Annotated in this window: 18 protein-coding genes; 10 read left to right on the top strand and 8 right to left on the bottom strand. The window is 70.4% G+C overall.

The window, feature by feature from the left end:
• Positions 1-2: 2 nt before the first annotated feature.
• The 4 genes from ACFHWE_RS09625 to ACFHWE_RS09610 form a co-directional block, all read right to left on the bottom strand.
• The gene (locus ACFHWE_RS09625) at positions 3-770 is read right to left on the bottom strand and encodes an alpha/beta fold hydrolase (protein WP_416600381.1); all 768 of its coding nucleotides are present in this window, start codon (positions 768-770) and stop codon (positions 3-5) included.
• Between the two features lie 10 nt (positions 771-780).
• Positions 781-1,593 (bottom strand): exodeoxyribonuclease III, encoded by an 813-nt coding sequence (locus ACFHWE_RS09620; RefSeq protein WP_416600379.1) that lies wholly within the window; start codon positions 1,591-1,593, stop codon positions 781-783.
• 10 nt (positions 1,594-1,603) lie between these two features.
• A complete protein-coding gene (locus ACFHWE_RS09615) occupies positions 1,604-2,611 on the bottom strand; it encodes a tyrosine-type recombinase/integrase (RefSeq protein WP_416600378.1) in 1,008 nt (335 codons plus the stop codon).
• Positions 2,612-2,693: 82 nt separating this feature from the next.
• Positions 2,694-3,311, bottom strand: coding sequence for a TetR/AcrR family transcriptional regulator (locus ACFHWE_RS09610; RefSeq protein ID WP_416600376.1), 618 nt, complete (start codon positions 3,309-3,311; stop codon positions 2,694-2,696).
• A gap of 238 nt (positions 3,312-3,549) precedes the next feature.
• Between ACFHWE_RS09610 and ACFHWE_RS09605 the strand changes: the two genes are divergently transcribed.
• Positions 3,550-4,200 carry a peroxiredoxin-like family protein gene (locus tag ACFHWE_RS09605; protein WP_416600374.1) on the top strand — a complete coding sequence of 217 codons (651 nt, stop codon included), beginning with the start codon at positions 3,550-3,552 and terminating at the stop codon, positions 4,198-4,200.
• A 104-nt stretch (positions 4,201-4,304) separates the two neighbouring features.
• On the opposite strand, the gene ACFHWE_RS09600 is transcribed toward ACFHWE_RS09605, so the two are convergent.
• Together ACFHWE_RS09600 and ACFHWE_RS09595 are read right to left on the bottom strand one after the other, a co-directional pair.
• Positions 4,305-5,375 (bottom strand): acetate/propionate family kinase, encoded by a 1,071-nt coding sequence (locus ACFHWE_RS09600; protein WP_416600441.1) that lies wholly within the window; start codon positions 5,373-5,375, stop codon positions 4,305-4,307.
• A complete protein-coding gene (locus ACFHWE_RS09595) occupies positions 5,375-7,723 on the bottom strand; it encodes a phosphoketolase (RefSeq protein ID WP_416600372.1) in 2,349 nt (782 codons plus the stop codon). The genes ACFHWE_RS09600 and ACFHWE_RS09595 overlap by 1 nt, the downstream gene beginning before the upstream one ends.
• Positions 7,724-8,529: 806 nt before the next feature.
• Here ACFHWE_RS09595 and urtA point away from each other — a divergent pair.
• The 5 genes from urtA (at position 8,530) to ACFHWE_RS09570 (ending at position 13,261) form a co-directional block, all read left to right on the top strand.
• The gene (gene urtA, locus ACFHWE_RS09590) at positions 8,530-9,744 is read left to right on the top strand and encodes an urea ABC transporter substrate-binding protein (RefSeq protein WP_416600370.1); all 1,215 of its coding nucleotides are present in this window, start codon (positions 8,530-8,532) and stop codon (positions 9,742-9,744) included.
• Positions 9,745-9,808: 64 nt separating this feature from the next.
• Positions 9,809-10,696, top strand: a complete 888-nt coding sequence (gene urtB, locus ACFHWE_RS09585) for an urea ABC transporter permease subunit UrtB (protein ID WP_416600368.1) — start codon at positions 9,809-9,811, stop codon at positions 10,694-10,696.
• Entirely contained in the window at positions 10,693-11,817 is a 1,125-nt protein-coding gene (gene urtC, locus ACFHWE_RS09580; protein ID WP_416600367.1) for an urea ABC transporter permease subunit UrtC, read from the top strand. The genes urtB and urtC overlap by 4 nt, the downstream gene beginning before the upstream one ends.
• Positions 11,814-12,560, top strand: a complete 747-nt coding sequence (gene urtD / locus ACFHWE_RS09575) for an urea ABC transporter ATP-binding protein UrtD (protein ID WP_416600365.1) — start codon at positions 11,814-11,816, stop codon at positions 12,558-12,560. Before urtC ends, urtD begins: the two co-directional genes overlap by 4 nt.
• On the top strand, positions 12,557-13,261 hold the full coding sequence (locus ACFHWE_RS09570; RefSeq protein ID WP_416600364.1) for an ATP-binding cassette domain-containing protein: 705 nt from the start codon (positions 12,557-12,559) through the stop codon (positions 13,259-13,261). Before urtD ends, ACFHWE_RS09570 begins: the two co-directional genes overlap by 4 nt.
• 5 nt (positions 13,262-13,266) lie before the next feature.
• Here the strand turns inward: ACFHWE_RS09570 and ACFHWE_RS09565 are convergent, their stop codons facing one another.
• Positions 13,267-14,277: an acyltransferase domain-containing protein gene (locus ACFHWE_RS09565; RefSeq protein WP_416600363.1), complete on the bottom strand. Its 1,011-nt coding sequence runs from the start codon at positions 14,275-14,277 to the stop codon at positions 13,267-13,269.
• A gap of 112 nt (positions 14,278-14,389) precedes the next feature.
• Between ACFHWE_RS09565 and ACFHWE_RS09560 the strand changes: the two genes are divergently transcribed.
• Positions 14,390-16,003 (top strand): AMP-binding protein, encoded by a 1,614-nt coding sequence (locus ACFHWE_RS09560; RefSeq protein WP_416600362.1) that lies wholly within the window; start codon positions 14,390-14,392, stop codon positions 16,001-16,003.
• A gap of 1 nt (position 16,004) precedes the next feature.
• Here the strand turns inward: ACFHWE_RS09560 and ACFHWE_RS09555 are convergent, their stop codons facing one another.
• Positions 16,005-16,295, bottom strand: a complete 291-nt coding sequence (locus tag ACFHWE_RS09555) for a 4a-hydroxytetrahydrobiopterin dehydratase (RefSeq protein ID WP_416600361.1) — start codon at positions 16,293-16,295, stop codon at positions 16,005-16,007.
• A 390-nt stretch (positions 16,296-16,685) separates the two neighbouring features.
• Between ACFHWE_RS09555 and ACFHWE_RS09550 the strand changes: the two genes are divergently transcribed.
• The 3 genes from ACFHWE_RS09550 to ACFHWE_RS09540 are packed head-to-tail and all read left to right on the top strand — an operon-like array spanning position 16,686 to position 19,842.
• Positions 16,686-19,010, top strand: coding sequence for a nitrate- and nitrite sensing domain-containing protein (locus tag ACFHWE_RS09550; RefSeq protein ID WP_416600360.1), 2,325 nt, complete (start codon positions 16,686-16,688; stop codon positions 19,008-19,010).
• Positions 19,010-19,471, top strand: coding sequence for a roadblock/LC7 domain-containing protein (locus ACFHWE_RS09545; RefSeq protein ID WP_416600359.1), 462 nt, complete (start codon positions 19,010-19,012; stop codon positions 19,469-19,471). The genes ACFHWE_RS09550 and ACFHWE_RS09545 overlap by 1 nt, the downstream gene beginning before the upstream one ends.
• A complete protein-coding gene (locus ACFHWE_RS09540) occupies positions 19,468-19,842 on the top strand; it encodes a DUF742 domain-containing protein (protein WP_416600358.1) in 375 nt (124 codons plus the stop codon). Before ACFHWE_RS09545 ends, ACFHWE_RS09540 begins: the two co-directional genes overlap by 4 nt.
• Positions 19,843-19,849 lie beyond the last annotated feature (7 nt).

Here is a 19,849-nt window from a genome sequence, read left to right as displayed (position 1 = left end):
CACTAACCGTCCCCGCCCTCCACCAGAGCACCACCACCCGAGTCCAACCCGCGCCGCACCTCACGCACCGACACCACATCAGCCGCATCCGCCACGATCGCCGCGAAGTTCTCCGGCTGGTCCAAACTCACCATGTGCCCCGCCCGCGGCACATTCACCAACCGCCCGTCCACACACGCCTCGAAGAACTGCCTCTCATGGATCCGAAAATGGTCCCGAGAGCCATTGATCAACCACACCGGCCCCGGATACGCCCGCAACGCCGCCAACGCGTCCAACTCCGAGATCTCATCGATCACCGACGTCGCCGCCTCCACGGCCAGACCACCACCCAACACCGCCTCCGCCGCACCCTCACGCAGCATCAACCGGTGAAACCGCTCATTGACCGCCGCACCCTTGTCCGGCAACCGATCCATCAACACCGACGGAATCCGGTACACCTGCGCCAACGACTGCGCCGGCTTGGCCGTACAACTGGCCGCCACCAGACCCGCCACACGCCCCGGCGCCGCCCCAGCCGCCGCGATGGAGACAAACCCCCCCAGACTCAACCCCACCAACAGGGCACGGCCCCCCACCCCGTCGATCGCGGCCAGCACCGCATCCACCGCCGAACCCACCGAGAACGCCTCACCCCGACGCGCCCCGTGCCCCGGCAGATCCGGCGCCACCACCGTCCGCCCCTGAGCACGCAGCACCTCCACCTGCGGACGCCACATACTGCCCGACACCCGCAGCCCGTGCACCAACACGACCGGAACACCCATCACAGACCCCTCACCCCCCGAACCGCACCGTCACCGGAGCATGATCCGACCACCGCTCACCATGGGCGGCCGCCCGCTCCACCCGGGCCGACACCGCACGGGCCGCCAACCCCGGCGTCGCCACCTGATAGTCGATCCGCCAACCCGTGTCATTGTCGAACGCACGCCCACGATAGGACCACCACGTGTACGGCCCCTCCCGATCGGGAAACAGCGAACGAACGACATCCACATATCCCGCCTCACCGAACACCCGCGACAACCACGCACGCTCCTGCGGCAGGAAACCCGAACTCCTCCGGTTTCCCCGCCAGTTCCGCAGATCCGCCTCCCGATGCGCGATGTTCCAGTCACCGCACACCACCAGCTCACGCCCCCGCGCCTCCACCTGCCCCCGGCGCTCCACCAGGTACGGCAGGAAAGCGTCCATGAACCGCTCCTTCTCCTCCTGGCGCGGCGTCCCCACCTCACCCGAGGGCAGATACAGGCTCGCCACCGTCACCGCGCCCAGATCCACCTCCACATACCGGCCCGCCTCGGCGAACTCCGCCGCGCCGAACCCCACCCGCACCGCATCGGGCTCCGCCCGCGAATACACCGCCACCCCCGCACGGCCCTTCGCCGCCGCCGGAGCCAGCACCACATGCCAACCCGGCGGAGCCACCACCTCCCGAGCCAACTGCTCGCGCTCCGCCCGCGTCTCCTGAAGACACACCACATCCGCACTCGTGGACCCCAGCCACGACACGAACCCCGGATCCTTGCGCGCAGCGGCACGCAAACCGTTCACATTGACCGTCGACACCACGAAACCATCACTCACCCGCCCCAGCCTAGCCAGCACCCCCCGCACCCGGAGCCCCCTCACCTCCACCCACCAACCGACGCACCACCCCATAGGTACGGTTCACCCCCGCCGCCTCCCGCTGCGCCCGCGCCGTCACCTCGATATAGGCCTGCGACGAGGCCACCGACGCATGCCCCAGCAAACGCATGATCTCACTCACCGACGCCCCGTCCTCGGCCAACCGCGTCGCGAACGTGTGCCGCAGCGCGTGCACCAGCGTCCCCCGCGCCACCCGGTCGTGCACCCCCGCATGCCGATAGCACTGGCGCACCAGATACTGCAACCCGCCCCGGCGCAACCCCTGCCCACGACGGTCCACCAGCAACGGGTCCCCACCCCGCACCGCACCGAACCGCTCCCGCCGCGACACCAGATACGCCTCCAACAGCACCTCCAACGGCACCTCGATCGGCAGAACCCGCTCCCCACCACCCTTGCCCACCACACGGATCCGCCGCTCCCCGGGCCGGCCCCCCACCGAATCCACCCGCAACGCCAGCATCTCCGCCGAACGCATCCCCGTCAGCAGCGCCAGAGCCAACACCGCCAGATCCCGCTCCGGCCACGGATCACGCCCCCGACGCGCCCCCCGCGCCAACGCCTCCAACAACCGCTCCGGCGTGTCCTCACCCATCAACGGCTTGGGCCCCGAGGGCCGCACCCGCGGCCGCGGCACCGCCGGCATCGGATTGCCCCCCACCACCCCCTCCGACACCCAGAACCCGAAGAACCCGTTCCACGTCGACCACGCACGCACCACACTCGACGCCGCCCGATCCGCCGCGAACTCCGCGAACGCCGCCCGCAGCACCGACGCGTCCAACACCCCCACCACCACCTCCTGCACACCGCACCCGAGCACCCGCGCCACACACTCCAACACCCCGCGCAGATCCCGCCGGTAGGCCGCCACCGTGTGCGCAGAGGGCTTGGCCGCCCCCCGCGCCACCAGATAACGCTCCACCGCCTCCAACGCCACCAGTTCAGCACCCATGCCCACAGCATCCCCGAAACCCCGCCCCGCCCACACCACCGGGGCAGCGGGGGAGGGCCGCGCACGAAAGGAACAGCGCCCCTCAGCGGCCGGACTCCGACGAGGCCACTGACCGGGCGGCGATCGGCGCCAGAGCCGCCTCCACGGCCCGGTGCAGCGTCTCGGCAGCAGCGCCCGCACGCGAACGCAGGTTGATGCCGTAGGCGAGCAGCACCAGCACGTCGGCGTAGGCGCTGGGATCGACCCCGGCAGCGAGCTGGCCCTGCTCCTCGGCCGCGGCCAAGGCTGTGTGCATCGCCTCCCGCAGCTCCCGGTGATGCCGCTCCAGGACGGCGCGGACCCCGGGCTCGGAGCTCTCGGCACCCAGGTGTGCGTTGGAGACCATGCACCCCCAGCGGGCGTACTCACCTGAGCAGCGCGCTTCGACCAGTCCGGAGAAGAACTCGGCCACGGTCTCCAGCCCGCACCCCTCCCCGGCAAGAGAGCGCAGCATCGGCCGGGACCGCAGTTCGAGATAGCGGTGCAGGGCCGAGAGATAGAGCTCCTGCTTGCCGCCGAACGTCGCGTACAGACTGGACCGGTTCAGCCCGGTCGCGGCCACCACGTCCTGGATCCCGGTCGAATCCACTCCCAGGCGCCAGAACAGGTGCGCCACGGTCTCCAGAACGGCGTCGGGATCGAAGTGCTTGACGTCCGGCACGGCTCGCCCCCCCGCCAACTCGATGCGGACTCCACGGTAATTCGCACCCGCCGCGGCACCGCAAGCCGGCGAACGGCACGCGCGGGGAACGAGGGTCCCGGCGCCGGGCTCATGGCAGTGTAGTCGCCCCTCCCGCTCTTCGTTCCACACGGCTTGGCACGTGCCCACCGCGCACCCTATCTTGGAACGAACATTCCAAGATAGGGACGCAGACACCACTGGGAAGGAACCCGGCACCATGACCACCCTCAACACCGAACTGCGCAACTTCTACCAAGCACGACAGCAGGACATCCCCGCCGAAATCCGCGAGATCATGCACAGAGCCAGTCAAGAACTCGCCAACTCGGGCCAAGCAGACCACGCGCTGGCAGTCGGCGCCCAAGCCCCACCCTTCAGCCTTCCCTCCGCCACCGGACACACCCTCTCCCTGACCAGCCTCCTGGCCAAGGGACCGGTCGTCCTGACCTTCTACCGCGGCGCCTGGTGCCCCTACTGCAACATGGCCCTGCGCTCCCTCCAACAGCACCACGACGCCATCACCGCACGCGGCGCCCACCTGGTGGCCGTCTCCCCGCAAATCCCCGACGAGTCCCTCACACTCACCGAGAAACACGACCTGGCCTTCGACGTCCTCAGCGACATCGGCTCCGAGACCGCCAGGAACTACGGGCTCGCCTTCGACCTTCCCGACGACCTCGCGGCCGTCTACGACAAGTTCGGCTTCGACCTCCAGCGCGTCAACGACGGCCACCCCCGGACCCTGCCCCTGCCCGCCACCTACGTCATCGACAGGAACGGCACCATCCGCTGGGCCTTCACCGACACCGACTACACCACCCGCGCCGAACCGACCGACATCGTCGCCGCCCTCGACGCCCTCGACTAAAGGAGCGGCACACCCGCCACAAGGACTGCGAGGACCCGGGCAAGACCAGGCCCTCGCAGTCCTCCCCACCACCTAGAGCCCAGCCGCTCCCCGGACACACCCCCTCACCCGCCCAGAGCCTCCCGCACCCCCCGAACGACCTCCACGTCCTCACGCGCACGCACCACCAACGTGCGCACCCGCGCACCCGCCGCACTCACCTCACCCTCACCCTCCACCTGCGCATTGGCCTGCCCGTCCACCCCCACACCCAGAAAACCCAGCCCCTCCGCGGCCAGCGCCCGCACCCGCGCCGACCCCTCACCCACACCCCCGGTGAACACCAGCACCTCCAACCCGCCCAGCGCCGCCGCCATCGCCGCCACCTGCGCCCGCAACCGGTGCACGTACACCCCCAGCGCAAGCCCGGCCACACCGTCACCGGACGCCTCGCGCTCCACCACCCGCCGCATGTCCGCCGTCCCCGCCAGCGCCACCAGCCCCGACGCGTGCTCCAACTCCCACCCCACCCGCTCGGCCGACATCCCGCAGTGCTCGACCAGCCACACCACCAGCCCCGGATCCACACTGCCCGACCGGGTCGCCATCACCAGCCCCTCCAACGGAGTGAACCCCATCGTGGTATCCACACACCGCCCCCCAAGCACCGCCGCCAGCGACGCACCCGCCCCCAGATGCGCCACCACCACACGCCCACCGCCCACCCACTCCGCCGCCCGACGCGAAGCGTAGGCGTGCGAGAGCCCGTGGAACCCGTACCGGCGCACCCCCCACCGCTCCGGAACCGCGTACGTGGCCGCCTCCCGAGGCAGCGTCGCATGGAAGGCCGTGTCGAAACACGCCACCGCCGGCACCCCCGGCAGCAGCCGCCCCACCGACGCGATCCCCGCCAGCGCCGCCTCCTGGTGCAGCGGCGCCAACCCCACCAGAGACTCCAGGTACTCCACCACCCCACCGTCCACCACCACGGGGCGAACCAGGTCAGGGCCCCCGTGCACCACCCGGTGGCCCACCGCGTCCACCTCCGGCAGAGACGCCAGCGCCCCCTCCACCGCCGCCTCGTCCCACGCACCGGCCCGAACCGGCACCGACCGCTCCCACACCACGGCCTCGCGCCCCTCGACCACACTCAGCTTCACGCTGCTCGAACCGGCGTTGACCACCAGCACCCGCATCAGTACGGCCACGCCCACTCCCGCACCCACTCGGGGTCCTGGCCGTACTCGCGCGTATGGGCCCGCGCACGCAGACGCGCGTCCACCATCCGCTGGCGCACGTGCCCCGCACTGCGCGCCAGCGCCTCCACCCGGTCGATCACGTCGATCACCAGGTGGTACCGGTCCAGGTCGTTGAGCATCACCATGTCGAACGGCGTCGTCGTGGTGCCCTCCTCCTTGTACCCCCGCACGTGCAGGTTCGCGTGTCCCCGCCGCCGGTAGACCAGCCGGTGCACCAGCCACGGATACCCGTGGAAGGCGAAGACCACCGGCCGGTCCGTGGTGAACAGCGCCTCGTACTCGGCATCGCTCAACCCGTGCGGGTGCTCACTGGCCGGCTGCAACCGCATCAGGTCCACCACGTTCACCACCCGTACCCGCAGACTCGGGAACAGCTCCCGCAGCAGAGCCGCGGCCGCCACCGTCTCCAGCGTCGGCACGTCACCGGCACACGCCAGTACCACGTCCGGATCACCACCGCCCTCGGTACTGGCCCACTCCCAGATCCCGATCCCGCGCGTGCAGTGCGCCACCGCCTCCTCCATCGACAGGTAGTCCAGCGACGGCTGCTTGCCCGCCACCACCACGTTCACGTAGTCACGCGAACGCAGGCAGTGGTCGGCCACCGACAGCAGCGTGTTCGCGTCCGGCGGCAGGTACACCCGCACCAGCTCCGCCGGCTTGTTCATCACCACATCCAAGAACCCCGGATCCTGGTGCGTGAACCCGTTGTGGTCCTGGCGCCACACATGCGAGGTCAACAAGTAGTTCAACGACGCGATCGGCCGCCGCCACGGCAGCGCCCGCGAGGCCTTCAACCACTTGGCGTGCTGGTTGAACATCGCGTCCACGATGTGCACGAACGCCTCGTAGCAACTGAACAGACCGTGCCGCCCCGTCAACAGGTACCCCTCCAGCCAGCCCTGGCACAGATGCTCGCTGAGCACCTCCATCACCTGCCCGTGCCGCCCCAAGTGCTCGTCGGTGCCCTCCAAACCCTCCTGCCACACCCGGTCGGTGGCCTCGAACACCGCCGCCAACCGGTTCGACGCCGTCTCGTCCGGCCCCACCAGACGGAACGCCCCCTCGTTGGCCCGTGCCACATCCCGCAGGAAACACCCCAGCACCCGCGTCGGCTCACTGGCGCCCGTACCGGGACCGCCCACCTTCACGGCGTAGCCGCGAAAGTCCGGCAGCACCAGGTCCCGCAGCAGCAGACCGCCGTTGGCGTGCGGCGACGCACTCATCCGCCGACCGGCCCCCGGCACCGCCGACCGCACCACCGCCGCCGGCGCCCCGTCGCCGCCGAACAGCTCCTCGGGCCGGTAGGAGCGCATCCACCGCTCCAGCATCCGCAGATGGGCGGCGTCGGTGCGCACCCCCGCCAGCGGCACCTGGTGCGCGCGCCAGGTCCCCTCCACCGGAACACCGTCCACCTCGCGCGGGCCCGTCCACCCCTTGGGGGAGCGCAGCACCACCAGCGGCCACGCCGGGCGCCGCGAAGCCCTGCCCGAGCGCGCCGCCCCCTGGATGTCGGCGATCATGTCCATCGCCTCGTCCAGCACCCGCGCCATCCGCCCGTGCATGGCCGCCGGATCGTCCCCCGACACCGTCAGCGGCCGGTACCCCAGCCCCTCGAAGAACAGCTCCAGCTCCCGCTCGGGGATGCGCGCCAGCACCGTCGGGTTGGAGATCTTGTACCCGTTCAGATGCAGGATCGGCAGCACCGCACCGTCGCGCACCGGGTCCAGGAACGAGGTGGCGTGCCAGCTCGCCGCCAGCGGCCCCGTCTCCGCCTCCCCGTCGCCCACCACACACGCCACCACCAGCTCCGGGTTGTCCAGAGCCGCGCCGTGCGCGTGCGCCAGCGAGTACCCCAGCTCGCCGCCCTCATGGATCGAGCCGGGCGTCTCCGGGGCCGCGTGGCTGGGCACACCGCCGGGGAAGGAGAACTGGCGGAACAGCCGCCGCATCCCCGCCTCGTCCTGGGACACGTGCCGGTACACATGGCTGTAGGTGCCCTCCAGCCAGGCGTTGGCCACCGCCGCCGGACCGCCGTGGCCGGGTCCCATCACGTACATCATCTCCGTGCCGCGCTCGCGGATCACCCGGTTGAGGTGGGCGTAGCAGAAGTTCAGTCCCGGGCAGGTGCCCCAGTGCCCCAGCAGCCGGGGCTTGACGTGCTCGGGGACCAGCTCCGTGCGCAGCAGCGGGTTGTCCATCAGGTAGATCTGCCCGACCGACAGGTAGTTCGCCGCCCGCCAGTAGGCGTCGACGCGTTCGAGTTCGTCCTGGTCCAGGGCCATGGCGGCCCTCCTCCCCGGTGGTTCGTCGTCCGTACGGCGGCGCGGGGGCAGGACCGGGTACTGCGCGGGGGAGGCCTCGCCAACGGCCACCGTAGCCGCCGCCGGGGGCGCGCTCCAGAGGACGTGCCGCGACCGCGCACCGACAACCGATTACTACTTAGGGTGATCATTCCATCGCTTTGCGCTCCAATCGCCACGCACGGACCACACAGGCCGGGGGAGCGGGGTGCCCGCACGGGCCGCAGAAGGGGCGCGCGGGGCCGGCCGCCAGGCACGAACCGGCAAGAAGGTTCAGTCATTCAGAAATGAACAACCACGCAACACGCATAAGACACCAAAGAGACACAAAATCATGCATAACATCATTTATGCATCAAACTGGGCGAAGGAAGGGTTCCGGGGGACCGGACACAGAACCGGCCCAGGCCAGGCCTCCCGACACAGCCGGACCGCCCGCACCACGGCACAGCCGACGGCGAACCGGGCCGCCGCGGCAGCACATCGCCGCCGACGGGCGCCACCCGGCGCGGCGGCGCCCGAAACACACGACAGCACACGGCGACACCCGGACACGCCGCCGCCTGCCCAGCCGACCCAAGAGCCCGCAACCCCTACCCCACGGGTACTCCCATAACGCCGATAATGCACATTATGTCAAGTAGAACACTGCGCGGAGCCCACCACACCGTTTTAACACCCGCACCGGATACCGGAATGTATACGTAACCCGCCGACACGCCCCACGAAACAGCCCCCCACCAGCCTCCTACAAGACCCCTTGACCCCCACCCCAGAGACGGACACACATGGCACGCACACGCCGAGGCACCCTCACCGCGGCCGCCACCGCGCTCCTCCTGCTCACCACCGCCTGCGGCGGCGCCACCACAGGCGGCACCGACGGCGACACCGTCACCGTCGGCATGCTCCACTCCCTGTCCGGCACCATGGCCATCAGCGAGGTCACCGTCCGCGACTCCGTCCAACTCGCCATCGACGAGATCAACGCCGACGGCGGCGTCCTCGGCCACCAGATCGAACCCGTCATCGAAGACGGCGCCTCCGACGAGGCCACCTTCGCCGAACGCGCCGAAAAACTCCTGCAGTCCGACGGCGCCGCCACCGTCTTCGGCGGCTGGACCTCCGCCTCCCGCAAGGCCATGCTCCCCGTCTTCGAACGCAACAACGGCCTGCTGTGGTACCCCGTCCAGTACGAAGGCCTCGAAGCCTCCGACAACATCGTCTACACCGGCGCCACCACCAACCAGCAGATCATCCCCGCCCTGGACTACCTGCGCGAACAGGGCCACACCAGCCTCTACCTCGTCGGCAGCGACTACGTCTTCCCCCGCACCGCCAACCAGATCATCAACGCCTACGCCGACGCCCACGACATGGAGATCACCGCCGAGGAGTACACCCCCCTCGGCCACACCGAATACTCCACCATCACCAACGACATCGCCCGCACCGAACCCGACGCCGTCTTCAACACCCTCAACGGCGACTCCAACGTCAGCTTCTTCCAGCAGTTGCGCTCAGCCGGCGTCACCCCCGACGCCACCCCCGTCCTGAGCGTCAGCATCGCCGAAGAAGAGGTCGAGGGCATCGGCGCCGACAACATCGCCGGCCACCTCACGGCCTGGAACTACTACCAGAGCACCCAGACCGACGCCAACACCGGATTCGTCGAAGCCTTCACCGACACCTACGGCGCCGACCGCGTCACCTCCGACCCCATGCAGTCCGCCTACAACGCCGTCTACCTCTGGAAGGCCGCCGTCGAGGAAGCCGACAGCTTCGAGGTCGACGACGTCCGCGCCGCCCTCGACGGCATCACCATCGACGCCCCCGAAGGCACCATCACCCTCGACGGAGACACCCAGCACGTCGTCAAGACCGCCCGCATCGGACAGATCAACGACGACGGCCTCATCGACGAGATCTGGACCTCCCCCGAACCCATCACCCCCGACCCCTACCTGACCGGCTACGACTGGGCCGCCGACCTCACCGGCTGACCCCGCCCTCCCCCGGCGGCCGGGACAGGAGTCCCGGCCGCCCCACCCCCGGAAAGGAGCCGCGGTGGACGCCCTCATCACCCAACTCCCCGTCGGCCTGGCCATCGGAGCCGTCCTCCTGCTCGCCGCACTCGGCCTCAACTTCACCTTCGGCCAAATGGGCGTCATCAACATGGCCCACGGCGAGTTCATCATGATCGGCGCCTACACCGCCTACGTCCTCCACGCCTGGATCGGCGTCAACCCCGCCTACTCCCTCATCGTCGCCCTCCCCGTCGCCTTCGCCGTCACCGGCACCCTGGGCTGGCTCCTCGAACTCGGCCTCATCCGCCACTTCTACGGACGCCCCCTCGACACCCTCCTACTCACCTTCGGCATCGGCATGATCCTCCAACAGGCCGCCCGCGACACCTTTGGCGCACCCAACGTCGACGTACCCGCACCCCCCTGGCTCACCGAAGGCATCACCCTCGGCGACATCCGCATCCACTACGCGCGCCTGTTCATCCTCGCCCTGGCCCTGACCGCCGTCGCCGCCATCGCCTACTACCTCAACCGCTCCCGCCAAGGCCGCCAGATGCGCGCCGTCATCCACAACCGCGACCTCGCCGCCGTCACCGGCATCAACACCCGCAGAGTCGACGCCACCACCTTCTTCATCGGCTCCGGACTCGCCGGCATCGCCGGGGTCGCCCTCACCCTCACCGGACCCACCGGGCCCACCCTGGGCACCAACTACATCGTCGACGCCTTCCTCGTCGTCGTCATCGGCGGCCTGGGCCAACTCCGCGGCACCGTCATCGCCGCCTTCGCCCTGGGCATGCTCAACGCCACCGTCGAAGCATGGACCGACGCCTCCCTGGCCAAACTCATCGCCTTCACCGCCATCGTCGCCCTCCTCCAGGCCCGGCCCCAAGGACTGTTCACCGTCAAGACAAGGGCGCTCACGTGACCACCACCGCCCCCGCACTCCTCACCCGCCTGCGCGGCCCCCTCACCTTCCTCGCCCTCATCGCCGCCGCACTCCTCCTCCTGCCCCTCCTGCTGGAACCCTTCCGCCTCAACCTCTTCGCCCAGTACCTGTGCTACGCCATCGTCGCCCTGGGCATCTCCCTGGCCTGGGGACGCGGCGGCATGCTCACCCTCGGCCACGGCGTCTTCTTCGGCCTGGGCGCCTACGCCATGGGCATGCACCTGACCCTGGCCAGCACCGCCGCCGACCCCCTCAACACCACCGGACTCCCCCAGTTCATGGTCTGGTCCGGCCTCACCGAACTCCCCTGGTTCTGGAAACCCTTCACCCACCCCGCCACCGCCATCGCCGCCGCCGTCCTCGTCCCCGGAGCCACCGCCGCGCTCCTGGGCTGGTCGGTATTCCGCCAACGCGTACGCGGCGCCTACTTCGCCATCCTCAACCAGGCCCTGGCCGCCGCCTTCGTCATCTTCCTCATCGGCCAACAACACCTCACCGGCGGCACCAACGGACTCACCAACTTCCCCGTCTTCGCCGGACACAGCCTCTACTCCCCCACCGCCCAGACCACCCTCTACACCATCACCGTCCTCACCCTCGCCGCCATCTACCTCCTCTTCCGCCACATCAACAACAGCCGCTACGGCAAACTCCTCATCGCCATCCGCGACGCCGAAGACCGCGTCCGCTACCTCGGCTACAACCCCACCTGGGTCAAAACCCTCGCCTACGCCCTCTCCGCCATGGCCGCCGGCATCGGAGGAGCCCTCTTCGTCCCCATCATGGGCATCATCTCCCCCTCCCTCATCGGCGTCATCCCCTCGATCATGATGGTCCTCGCCGTCGCCATCGGCGGACGCTACTCCCTCGCCGGAGCCGCCACCGGAGCCGTCCTCATCAACGCCGCCGAGACCACCTTCGCCGAAACCTTCGCCAACGGCTGGATCTACCTCCAAGGCGCCCTGTTCGTCCTCGTCATCGCCCTGGCCCCCCACGGCCTCGCCGGCCTGACCCGGCAAGCCGCCACCGCACTCACCCGCCCACGCACCCGCACCACACCACCAGCGCCACAGGACGCCACCACAGGAAGCCCCGCATGAGCCTGCTCACCATCGACACCCTCACCGTCACCTTCGGCGACTTCACCGCCCTGGACCACGTCGACCTCCACCTCGACGAAGGCCAACTCCTCTTCCTCATCGGCCCCAACGGCGCCGGCAAAACCACCCTCATCGACACCATCACCGGCCGCACACGCCCCACCCACGGCACCATCACCTTCAACGGCCACACCCTCAACAAACGCAGCGAACACCAGATCGTGCGCGCCGGAATCGGCCGCACCTTCCAGACCAGCGCCGTCTTCGAAGAACTCACCGTCGCCGACAACGTCGACCTCGCCGCCAGCGCCCGCCTCCACCCCTGGCAACTCCTGCGACGCCGCCGCACCCTCCCACCCGACGTCACCCGCCACCTCGACCGCGTCGGCCTCACCGACCACGCCAACCGCCCCGCCGCCACCCTCTCCCACGGCCAACGCCAATGGCTCGAAATCGCCATGCTCCTCGCCCAGAACCCACGCCTGCTCCTGCTCGACGAACCCGTCGCCGGCATGAGCGCCGACGAACGCACCCGCACCGGCGAACTCCTCACCGAGATCGCCGCCGACCACACCATCATCGTCATCGAACACGACATGGACTTCCTGCGCCGCTACGCCGACCAGGTCACCGTCCTACACGAAGGACGCATCCTCACCCACGGCGACGTCACCACCGTCCAGAACGACCCCCGCGTCCAAGAGGTCTACCTCGGCCGCACCCCACAGAAAGCCACCCCATGACCACACCCCACCTGACCCTCACCAACCTCAACGCCGGCTACGGCCGCGCCCAAGTCCTCTTCGACATCAACCTCACCATCACCACCGGCACCATCGCCTGCGTCATGGGACGCAACGGCGTCGGCAAAACCACCCTCCTCAACACCATCGCCGGACTCATCACCCCCACCCACGGCACCATCACCCACAACGGCACCGACATCACCAAACAACCACCCCACACCCGCATCCACGGCGGCATCGCCTACGCACCCCAAGGCCACGAGACCTTCGCCCCCCTCACCGTCGCCCAGAACCTCACCCTCGCCCACCACGCCACCAAACGCGGCCCCACCCACCTCATCGACCACGCCCTCGACCGCTTCCCCCGCCTCAAACCCCTCCTCAACCGCCGCGCCGGACTCCTCTCCGGCGGCCAAGCACAACAACTCGCCATCGCCCGCGCCCTCGTCGCCCACCCCACCCTGCTCATCCTCGACGAACCCACCGAAGGCATCCAGCCCTCCATCGTCGAAGAGATCGAGACCGCCATCACCGACATCGCCGCCGAGGGCATCACCGTCCTGCTCGTCGAGCAGTACCTCGACGTCGCCCTACGCCTGGCCGACACCGTCACCGTCCTGGACGCCGGACGCGTCATCCACAGCGGCGACCGCGCCGACCTCACCGACACCCAGGCCCACACCCTCATGGCCATCTGACCCGACTACCCCAACGCCAGCCAGCCCGTACGCACCGACCACCCGCCACCCGCCTCCAAACGCTCCACCACCGCACGCTCCAACCGCGTCCCCCGCGCCACGGCCGACACATCCACCCGCGGCAGCCCAAACACGAACCGGAACACGTCCGCGTCCCCCGGACGCCCCCCACCCACCAGCGTGAACCGGCGCTGGAACCGCACGATGTTGGAGGAGCCCCCCAACACCTCGCCCCACCGCGGGTCCAGCAGCCACGACGTACACGTGGCCACCACCGGATCGATCCCCAGGTGCGCCCGCGCGAACCCGCGCGCCCGCGCCAGCGACCCCTCCACCCCCACAGGGTCCAGCCCCCCGGTGGGGATGTGCAGCCGCAGACACGGATCGCCCGCCGCCATCCCCGCCCCCAGGGCCCGGGCCTCCCCCGGCGCGTACCACTCCACCTCCCCCTGCTCCCCCAGCACCGCGGGCTCCACCTGCAAGCCGCCCACCCGGAACAACCGCCCCCGGAACTGCGTCGCCACCCACTCCGACAGCTCCAGGCTCAACCGGCCGAACATCCGCCGCGACCGCGCCACCTGCACGCCCACGTCCGCCAGCGTCGCCGCCGTCACCGACGGGTCGATCCCCCACGCGGCGTGCCGCTCGAACTGCGCCTCAACCATCGCCGCGAACGCCCACAACGACGCCACCCGCACCCGCGGATCCTCCGCCTCCACCAGCGGCGGCCACGACCGCCACTCCCCCACGGCCAGTCCCGCGTCCGCGCACAGCCGCCGGTACATGCACTCCACCAGGTGCCACAGCTCCGACGGCCACCGCCCGTCCGGCCACAGCTCCCCCACCTCGGCACGGTCCACCGGCTCCAGAGCGAACAGGTCCAGCACCCGCTCCGCCCGCTCCCCCACCGGGACGTCCAGCGCCCGCGCCGGCTCCGGCAGCGCCTCGGCCTCCTCCAGCCACGCGCGCACATCCCCGCCCAGACCGAACCTCTTCACCACAGCAGCACTGTCCATCGGCACATCATCACCCACCGCGCGCCTCCCCGACCAGTGAGGCCGACCTCACATCTGGGCATAGTGTTGACGTACACCGCCAACACAACAAAACGACCGAGGACGACCACCGATGCCCGACCCGGCGCACCGCATACAGGACTGGCTCGCCACCTACGACACCCCCGCCACGGCCGTGGCCCACCTGCTGTGCGACCGCCACGCCCCCGACACCGTGGCCGTCACCGAGATCGGCCCCACCCTCGGGGCCACCGTCCTCACCTTCGGCGAACTCGCCGAGCGCTCCCGCGCCCTGGCCGCCGGGTTCGCCGACCTCGGCCTGACCGCGGGCGACCGGATCGCCACCCTCATCCCCAAGGGCATCGACCTCACCGTCACCGCCGTCGCCGCCTGGCGCCTGGGCGCCGTCCTGGTCCCCCTCCTGCCCTCCTTCGCGCCCTCGGCCATCGCCCAGCGCCTCACCCAGTCACAGGCCCGCCTGGTGGTGTGCGACGACCCCTACCGGGGCAAGCTCGACGCGCCCGACGGCGCCGCCGCGGACTGGGGTATCGCCACCGTCGGCGGCACTCCGCTCCGGGAGGGCGACCACACCCTGGACTCGCTGTCGCGGGGCTCCGCCGCACCAGTGGAGGATGCGGCCGTCGGGGGCGCGGGCACGATGGCCCTGCTGTTCGTCTCCGGCCCCATGGGAGCCCCCCGCGGGGTGCCGGTCCCGGTGCGGGCCCTGGCCTCGATGCACGCCTACCACCACTACGGGCTGGGGGTGGACGACGAGGACGTGTACTGGAACACGGCCGACCCCGGTACCGCCTACGGCCTCTACCACGGTGTCATCTCGCCGCTGCTGGCCGGGCACGGCTCCCTCGCGCTGCGCGCGGGGTTCTTCGACCCAGAGCTGACCCTGGACGTTCTGGGCCTGTACCAGGTCACCAACCTGGCCACCGACCCGACCACCTACCGGACGCTGCGGGCGGCCACGAAGACGCTGCCTCCGGAGGTGGTGGTCCAGCGTCTGACCAGTGCCGGGGAGCCTCTGGCCGCCGACGTGGTCGACTGGGTCTCCGACGTGTTCGGCGTCCCCGTGCGCGACCACTACGGGCAGACCGAGCTGGGCTGGTGTGTGGGGATCCCCAACGGGGAGGCGGGGGTGGTCGGGCGCGGGGACGCGGTCGGCGCGATCGGTCCGGCCCTGCCGGGGTGGGAGGTGCGGGTCCTGGAGGCGATCTCGGACGAGCCGGCCCCCGCGGGGTCCTACGGCCGGGTGGCCGTGGATCTGGAGCGCAGTCCGCTGGCCTGGTTCGGTTCCTACTGGGAGGGGGCGGGGCCTGCGGAGGCGCGGTTCACTCCCGAGGGCGCCTACTACCTGACGGGTGACACCGGGACCATGGACCGCGAGGGGTGGCTGTACTTCTCCACGCGCGATGACGGGGCGATCCGCTCGCACGGGTACCGGATCGGCCCGGCGGAGGTGGAGGCGGTCCTGAACGAGCATCCGGCGGTGGCCGAGTGCGGCGTGTACGCGGTCCATGACGACCTGGCCGGGCAGGTGGTCGGTGCCCGGGTGGTGCTGTCCCCGGGGCGGGAGGAGCGTGCCGGGCTGGCCGAGGAGCTGAAGGCGTGGGTGGGTGAGCGCTACGCGACCCACGCGGCGCCGCGTGCGGTGGATTTCGTGGCCGAGCTGCCGCGGTCGGCGTCGGGCAAGATGCGGCGGGCCCGGTTGGTCTGATTCAGGTGGTGGGGACGAGTTCGTCGATGCGTGCTGCCAGGGCCATGTCCTTGTCGGTGAGGGCTCCGACGGCGTGGGTGCACAGGGACAGGTGCAGCGTGTTGTAGCGGATGTCGATGTCGGGGTGGTGGCCTGCCTGCTCGGCCGCCTGGGCGATCTGGTCGACCAGGGCGATGGCGGCGGGGAAGTCGGGCAGGCGTACCGTTCGGCGGATGGCGGGGGTGTCGGGGTCGAGTTCCCAGTCGGTGAGGCGGTCCAGGCCTTCGCGGATCTGGTCGTCGGTGAGTTCCATGGGTCCTCTCCCCTGATCGATGGGGCCATTGCGGGTGCCAATCGGTGGTCGAACGGCTGCGGTCCGTTCGGGTCCTCGGGCACCGTACCGCCCCGTGGTGTCGATTTCACGCCGCCACGGGGCTCTCGTGTGTTCGGTGCGGCGTAGCCGCGCGATTGTCTTGTTTCTGTCTGTAGGACACAACGGCCACCTTTATGTTGTAGATTTTTTAGATGTTACAAACGAACTAAAGTGCACTGGCCTGCACATACAGCGATTCCTCTCCTGGTGGGGCTGTTTCTGGTGTTGCGCATCGACCTGTGAGACGGTTCACTCTCTGATACTTCGGGCGTTCCCCCCCGTTTCGCGGACGCTCCCGTACGCGCTCCCCCTCCCCCCAGGAAGCGGAACATGCTCAACTGGAAACGCCGATCACTGCGCGCAAGGATGATCGGACTCGTCCTGGTGCCCAGCACGGTCCTGCTGGTGCTGTGGGCCATAGCCACCAGCCTCCTGCTGCCCGACATCCGGGGCCTGCACACGACGGCCGCGCTGACCGAGGACGTCGGCGGATCCGTGGTCCAGGTGGTGGACCGGCTCCAGCAGGAACGCCTGGCCACCATGGAGGTCGCGGGCCGCAACAGTGCCGCCCCGGCGCTGCTGAACGACGCCAGGCGGGACACCGATGAGGCCGTCGAGGCGCTGGCGCGGAGCACGGAGGCCTTCGACGGCGACGAGCTGTCCACGGAGGTCCGCTTCTTCCAGGAGTACCTGCTCCTGCTGGAGCAGCACCGAGAGCGGATCGACGGCCTTCCGCGCGGGACGTGGTCGCTGGACCTGGCTGCCGCCTTCTACGACGAGACCATCGAGTACGGGCTGCGCTTCTGGGACGGGCAGGCCGCCCAGGCCGGGAGCGAGCAGAGCCCCCAACTGCGCTCACTGGCGATGTTCATGCGCAGCCGCGAACTGCTCCACCAGCAGGACGCAGTGGTGGCCTACGCCGACGCCGCCGACACCTTCGGCCCCACCGACCACACCCGCTTCTCCGCCGCGGCCGGTGCCCGGCAGTACACCTGGGGCCTGGTCGTGGTCGGGCTGAGCGACTCCGACCGGGCGGAGTACCTGAGTGTGAACACCCGGACCGAGGTGGGCACGGTCGACCGGCTCCAGAACACCGTGGTCAGCACCGGACCCGGCGAGCTGCGGTCCCTGCCCATCGACGCCGACGAGTGGCACGACGCCACCGCCAAGGTCGACACGCTCATGCGCGAGGCCGAGCAGGTCCAGATGGAGCACGTGGTCGGCCTCGCCCACGCGCAGGCCGCGGACCTGATCAGGATCGCGGCGATCGGCAGCCCGATCACCCTGTTCGCGGCCCTGGCTTCAAGCGTGGTGGCCGTGCGCGGCACCCAGCGCGTGGGACGTCGTCTCCAGGAGCTGCGCTCGCGCACCCTGGACCACGCCCGGGTGGTGCTTCCGGAGGTGACGGCGCGGCTGCGGGCCGGGGAGGCGGTGGACGTGGACGCCGAGGTGCCGCACCTGCGCGTGGAGCGCAAGGACGAGATCGGCGACGTGGCCGAGGCGTTCAACGACGCCCAGCGGGCGGCGGTGACCGCGGCCGTGGAGGAGGCCCAGGTTCGGGCGGGCGTGCGGAACATGTTCCGCAACATCGCCCGGCGCACCCAGGCTCTGGTCCACCGCCAACTGGGGCTGCTGGACTCCCTGGAGCGCGAGGAGAGCGACCCCAAGACTCTGGACGCGCTCTTCCGTATCGACCACTTCAGTACACAGATGCGGCGCAACGCGGAGAACCTCATGCTGCTGAGCGGTGACGCCCCGGCCCACAGGCCGATGGATCCGGTGCGGGCGCACGAGGTGGTGCGCGCCGCGGTGGGCGAGATCGAGGACTACACGCGGGTACGGGTGCTCTCGGTGCCGGATCTGTGGCTGCGCGGCGACGCGGCGTCGGACATGGTGCGGCTGCTGGCGGAGCTGCTGGAGAACGCCGCGTCGTTCTCCCCGCCGGGGACCCAGGTGACGGTCAGGGGCGCCTCGGGCGCGGGGCGGGGCTTCCCGCTGGCGCTGGAGATCGAGGACGAGGGCCTGGGGATGACCGAGGAGCAGCGCGAGGGGGCCAACGCGCTGCTGGCCGACCCCCCGCGATTCGACCTGGCGCACATGCGCGAGGACTCGCAGCTCGGCCTGTTCGTGGCCGCCACGATCGCGGCACGGCACGGTTTCGAGGTCACCCTGCACTCCGGGGTCCGGCGCGGGGTGCGCGCTCTGGTGTCGGTCCCCTCGGCCGCGCTGACCGTGCAGCCGGATCGGCACGCCTCGGAGGACACCGGGACGCACCGTCGCGTGCGTGCGCTGCCGAACCGCCCCGGGGAGGCCGAGGGGCGGCCCGGGGCCTCCGGAGCGCTGCCCGGCGGTGAGCGGCCCCAGGAGGCGCCGCGTCAGGAGATCGGCGGCCCCTCGGAGTCCCCGCCCGCCGAGGAGGGGGACACCCATATGGGCCTGCCCCGGCGGCGGCGCAAACCGCGCCGGGAGGCACCGCCGCCCGCGCCGGTGGTCGAGGGCCCCCAGGAGCCGGAGCGGTCGCTACCGGAGATCCGGTCGATGATGAGCGCCTTGCAGTCCGGGTCCGCGCGCGGGCGCGGGGACGTCGGCGGTCAGGGCTCTGAGGACGACGGGGGCGCGCAGGACGCGCGTTCCCACGAGCGGACGGAAAGGTGATGCGGATGTCGACGGATGCCGCGGCGAACGGCTACAGGACCAAGGACGGCGTGGACGGTGTGTCGGCCGCCAAGACGTTGGACTGGCTGCTGAGCGATCTGGTGCAGCGGGTGGCGGGGGCGCGGCACGCGCTGCTGCTGTCGTCGGACGGGCTGCTGCTGTCGTTCTCTCCGGGGGTGAGCAGGGAGGAGGCCGAGCGGCTGGCCGCGATGGCGTCGGGGTTCGCGAGTCTGGCCCGTGGTGCCAGGACGCAGTTGGGGGCCCGTGAGGTGCGCCAGACGGTGGTGGAGATGGACAGTGCGTTCTTCTTCGTGCTGGCCGCAGGTCAGGGGGCTTCGCTGGCGCTGGTCGCCGAGTCCTCGTGCGACATGGGCCAGGCGGCGTTCGAGCTGAACCGGTTGGTGCGGCAGGTGGGGCCGCACCTGTCGGCGCTGCCGAGGGGACGGAGGGGTCGGTCGTGACGGATCTGCCGTCGGACCGGCCCGTGGACTGGTTGGAGGAGTCGAACCTGATTCGGCCCTACTCGCTGACGGGGGGCCGGACCAGGCCGTCACGGTCGGACCTGAGTATGACGACTCAGGTGGCGGCGGTTCCGGCGGTGTCCGCGCCCGAGGTGGATCCGGAGGCGGAGCAGATCCTGGCGCTGTGTGTGCGCCCGGTGTCGGTGGCTGAGGTGGCCTCCTGGTCGGGGCTGGCTCTGGGGGTGGTGCGGGTCCTGTTGGCGGACCTGGCCGACCAGGGGCACCTGATGGTGTATTCCCCGAAGACGGACCGGAGCAGGCCGGACGCGGGCACGTTGCGCCATGTGCTGGCGCGTATCCGGGAATTGTGAGGTGGAG

The organism is Nocardiopsis sp. LOL_012 (assembly GCF_048060475.1).
In the GTDB taxonomy this organism is placed as follows: domain Bacteria; phylum Actinomycetota; class Actinomycetes; order Streptosporangiales; family Streptosporangiaceae; genus Nocardiopsis.
Note: the sequence above shows the minus strand (reverse complement) of the source record. Positions and strands in the feature narration are given on the sequence as shown.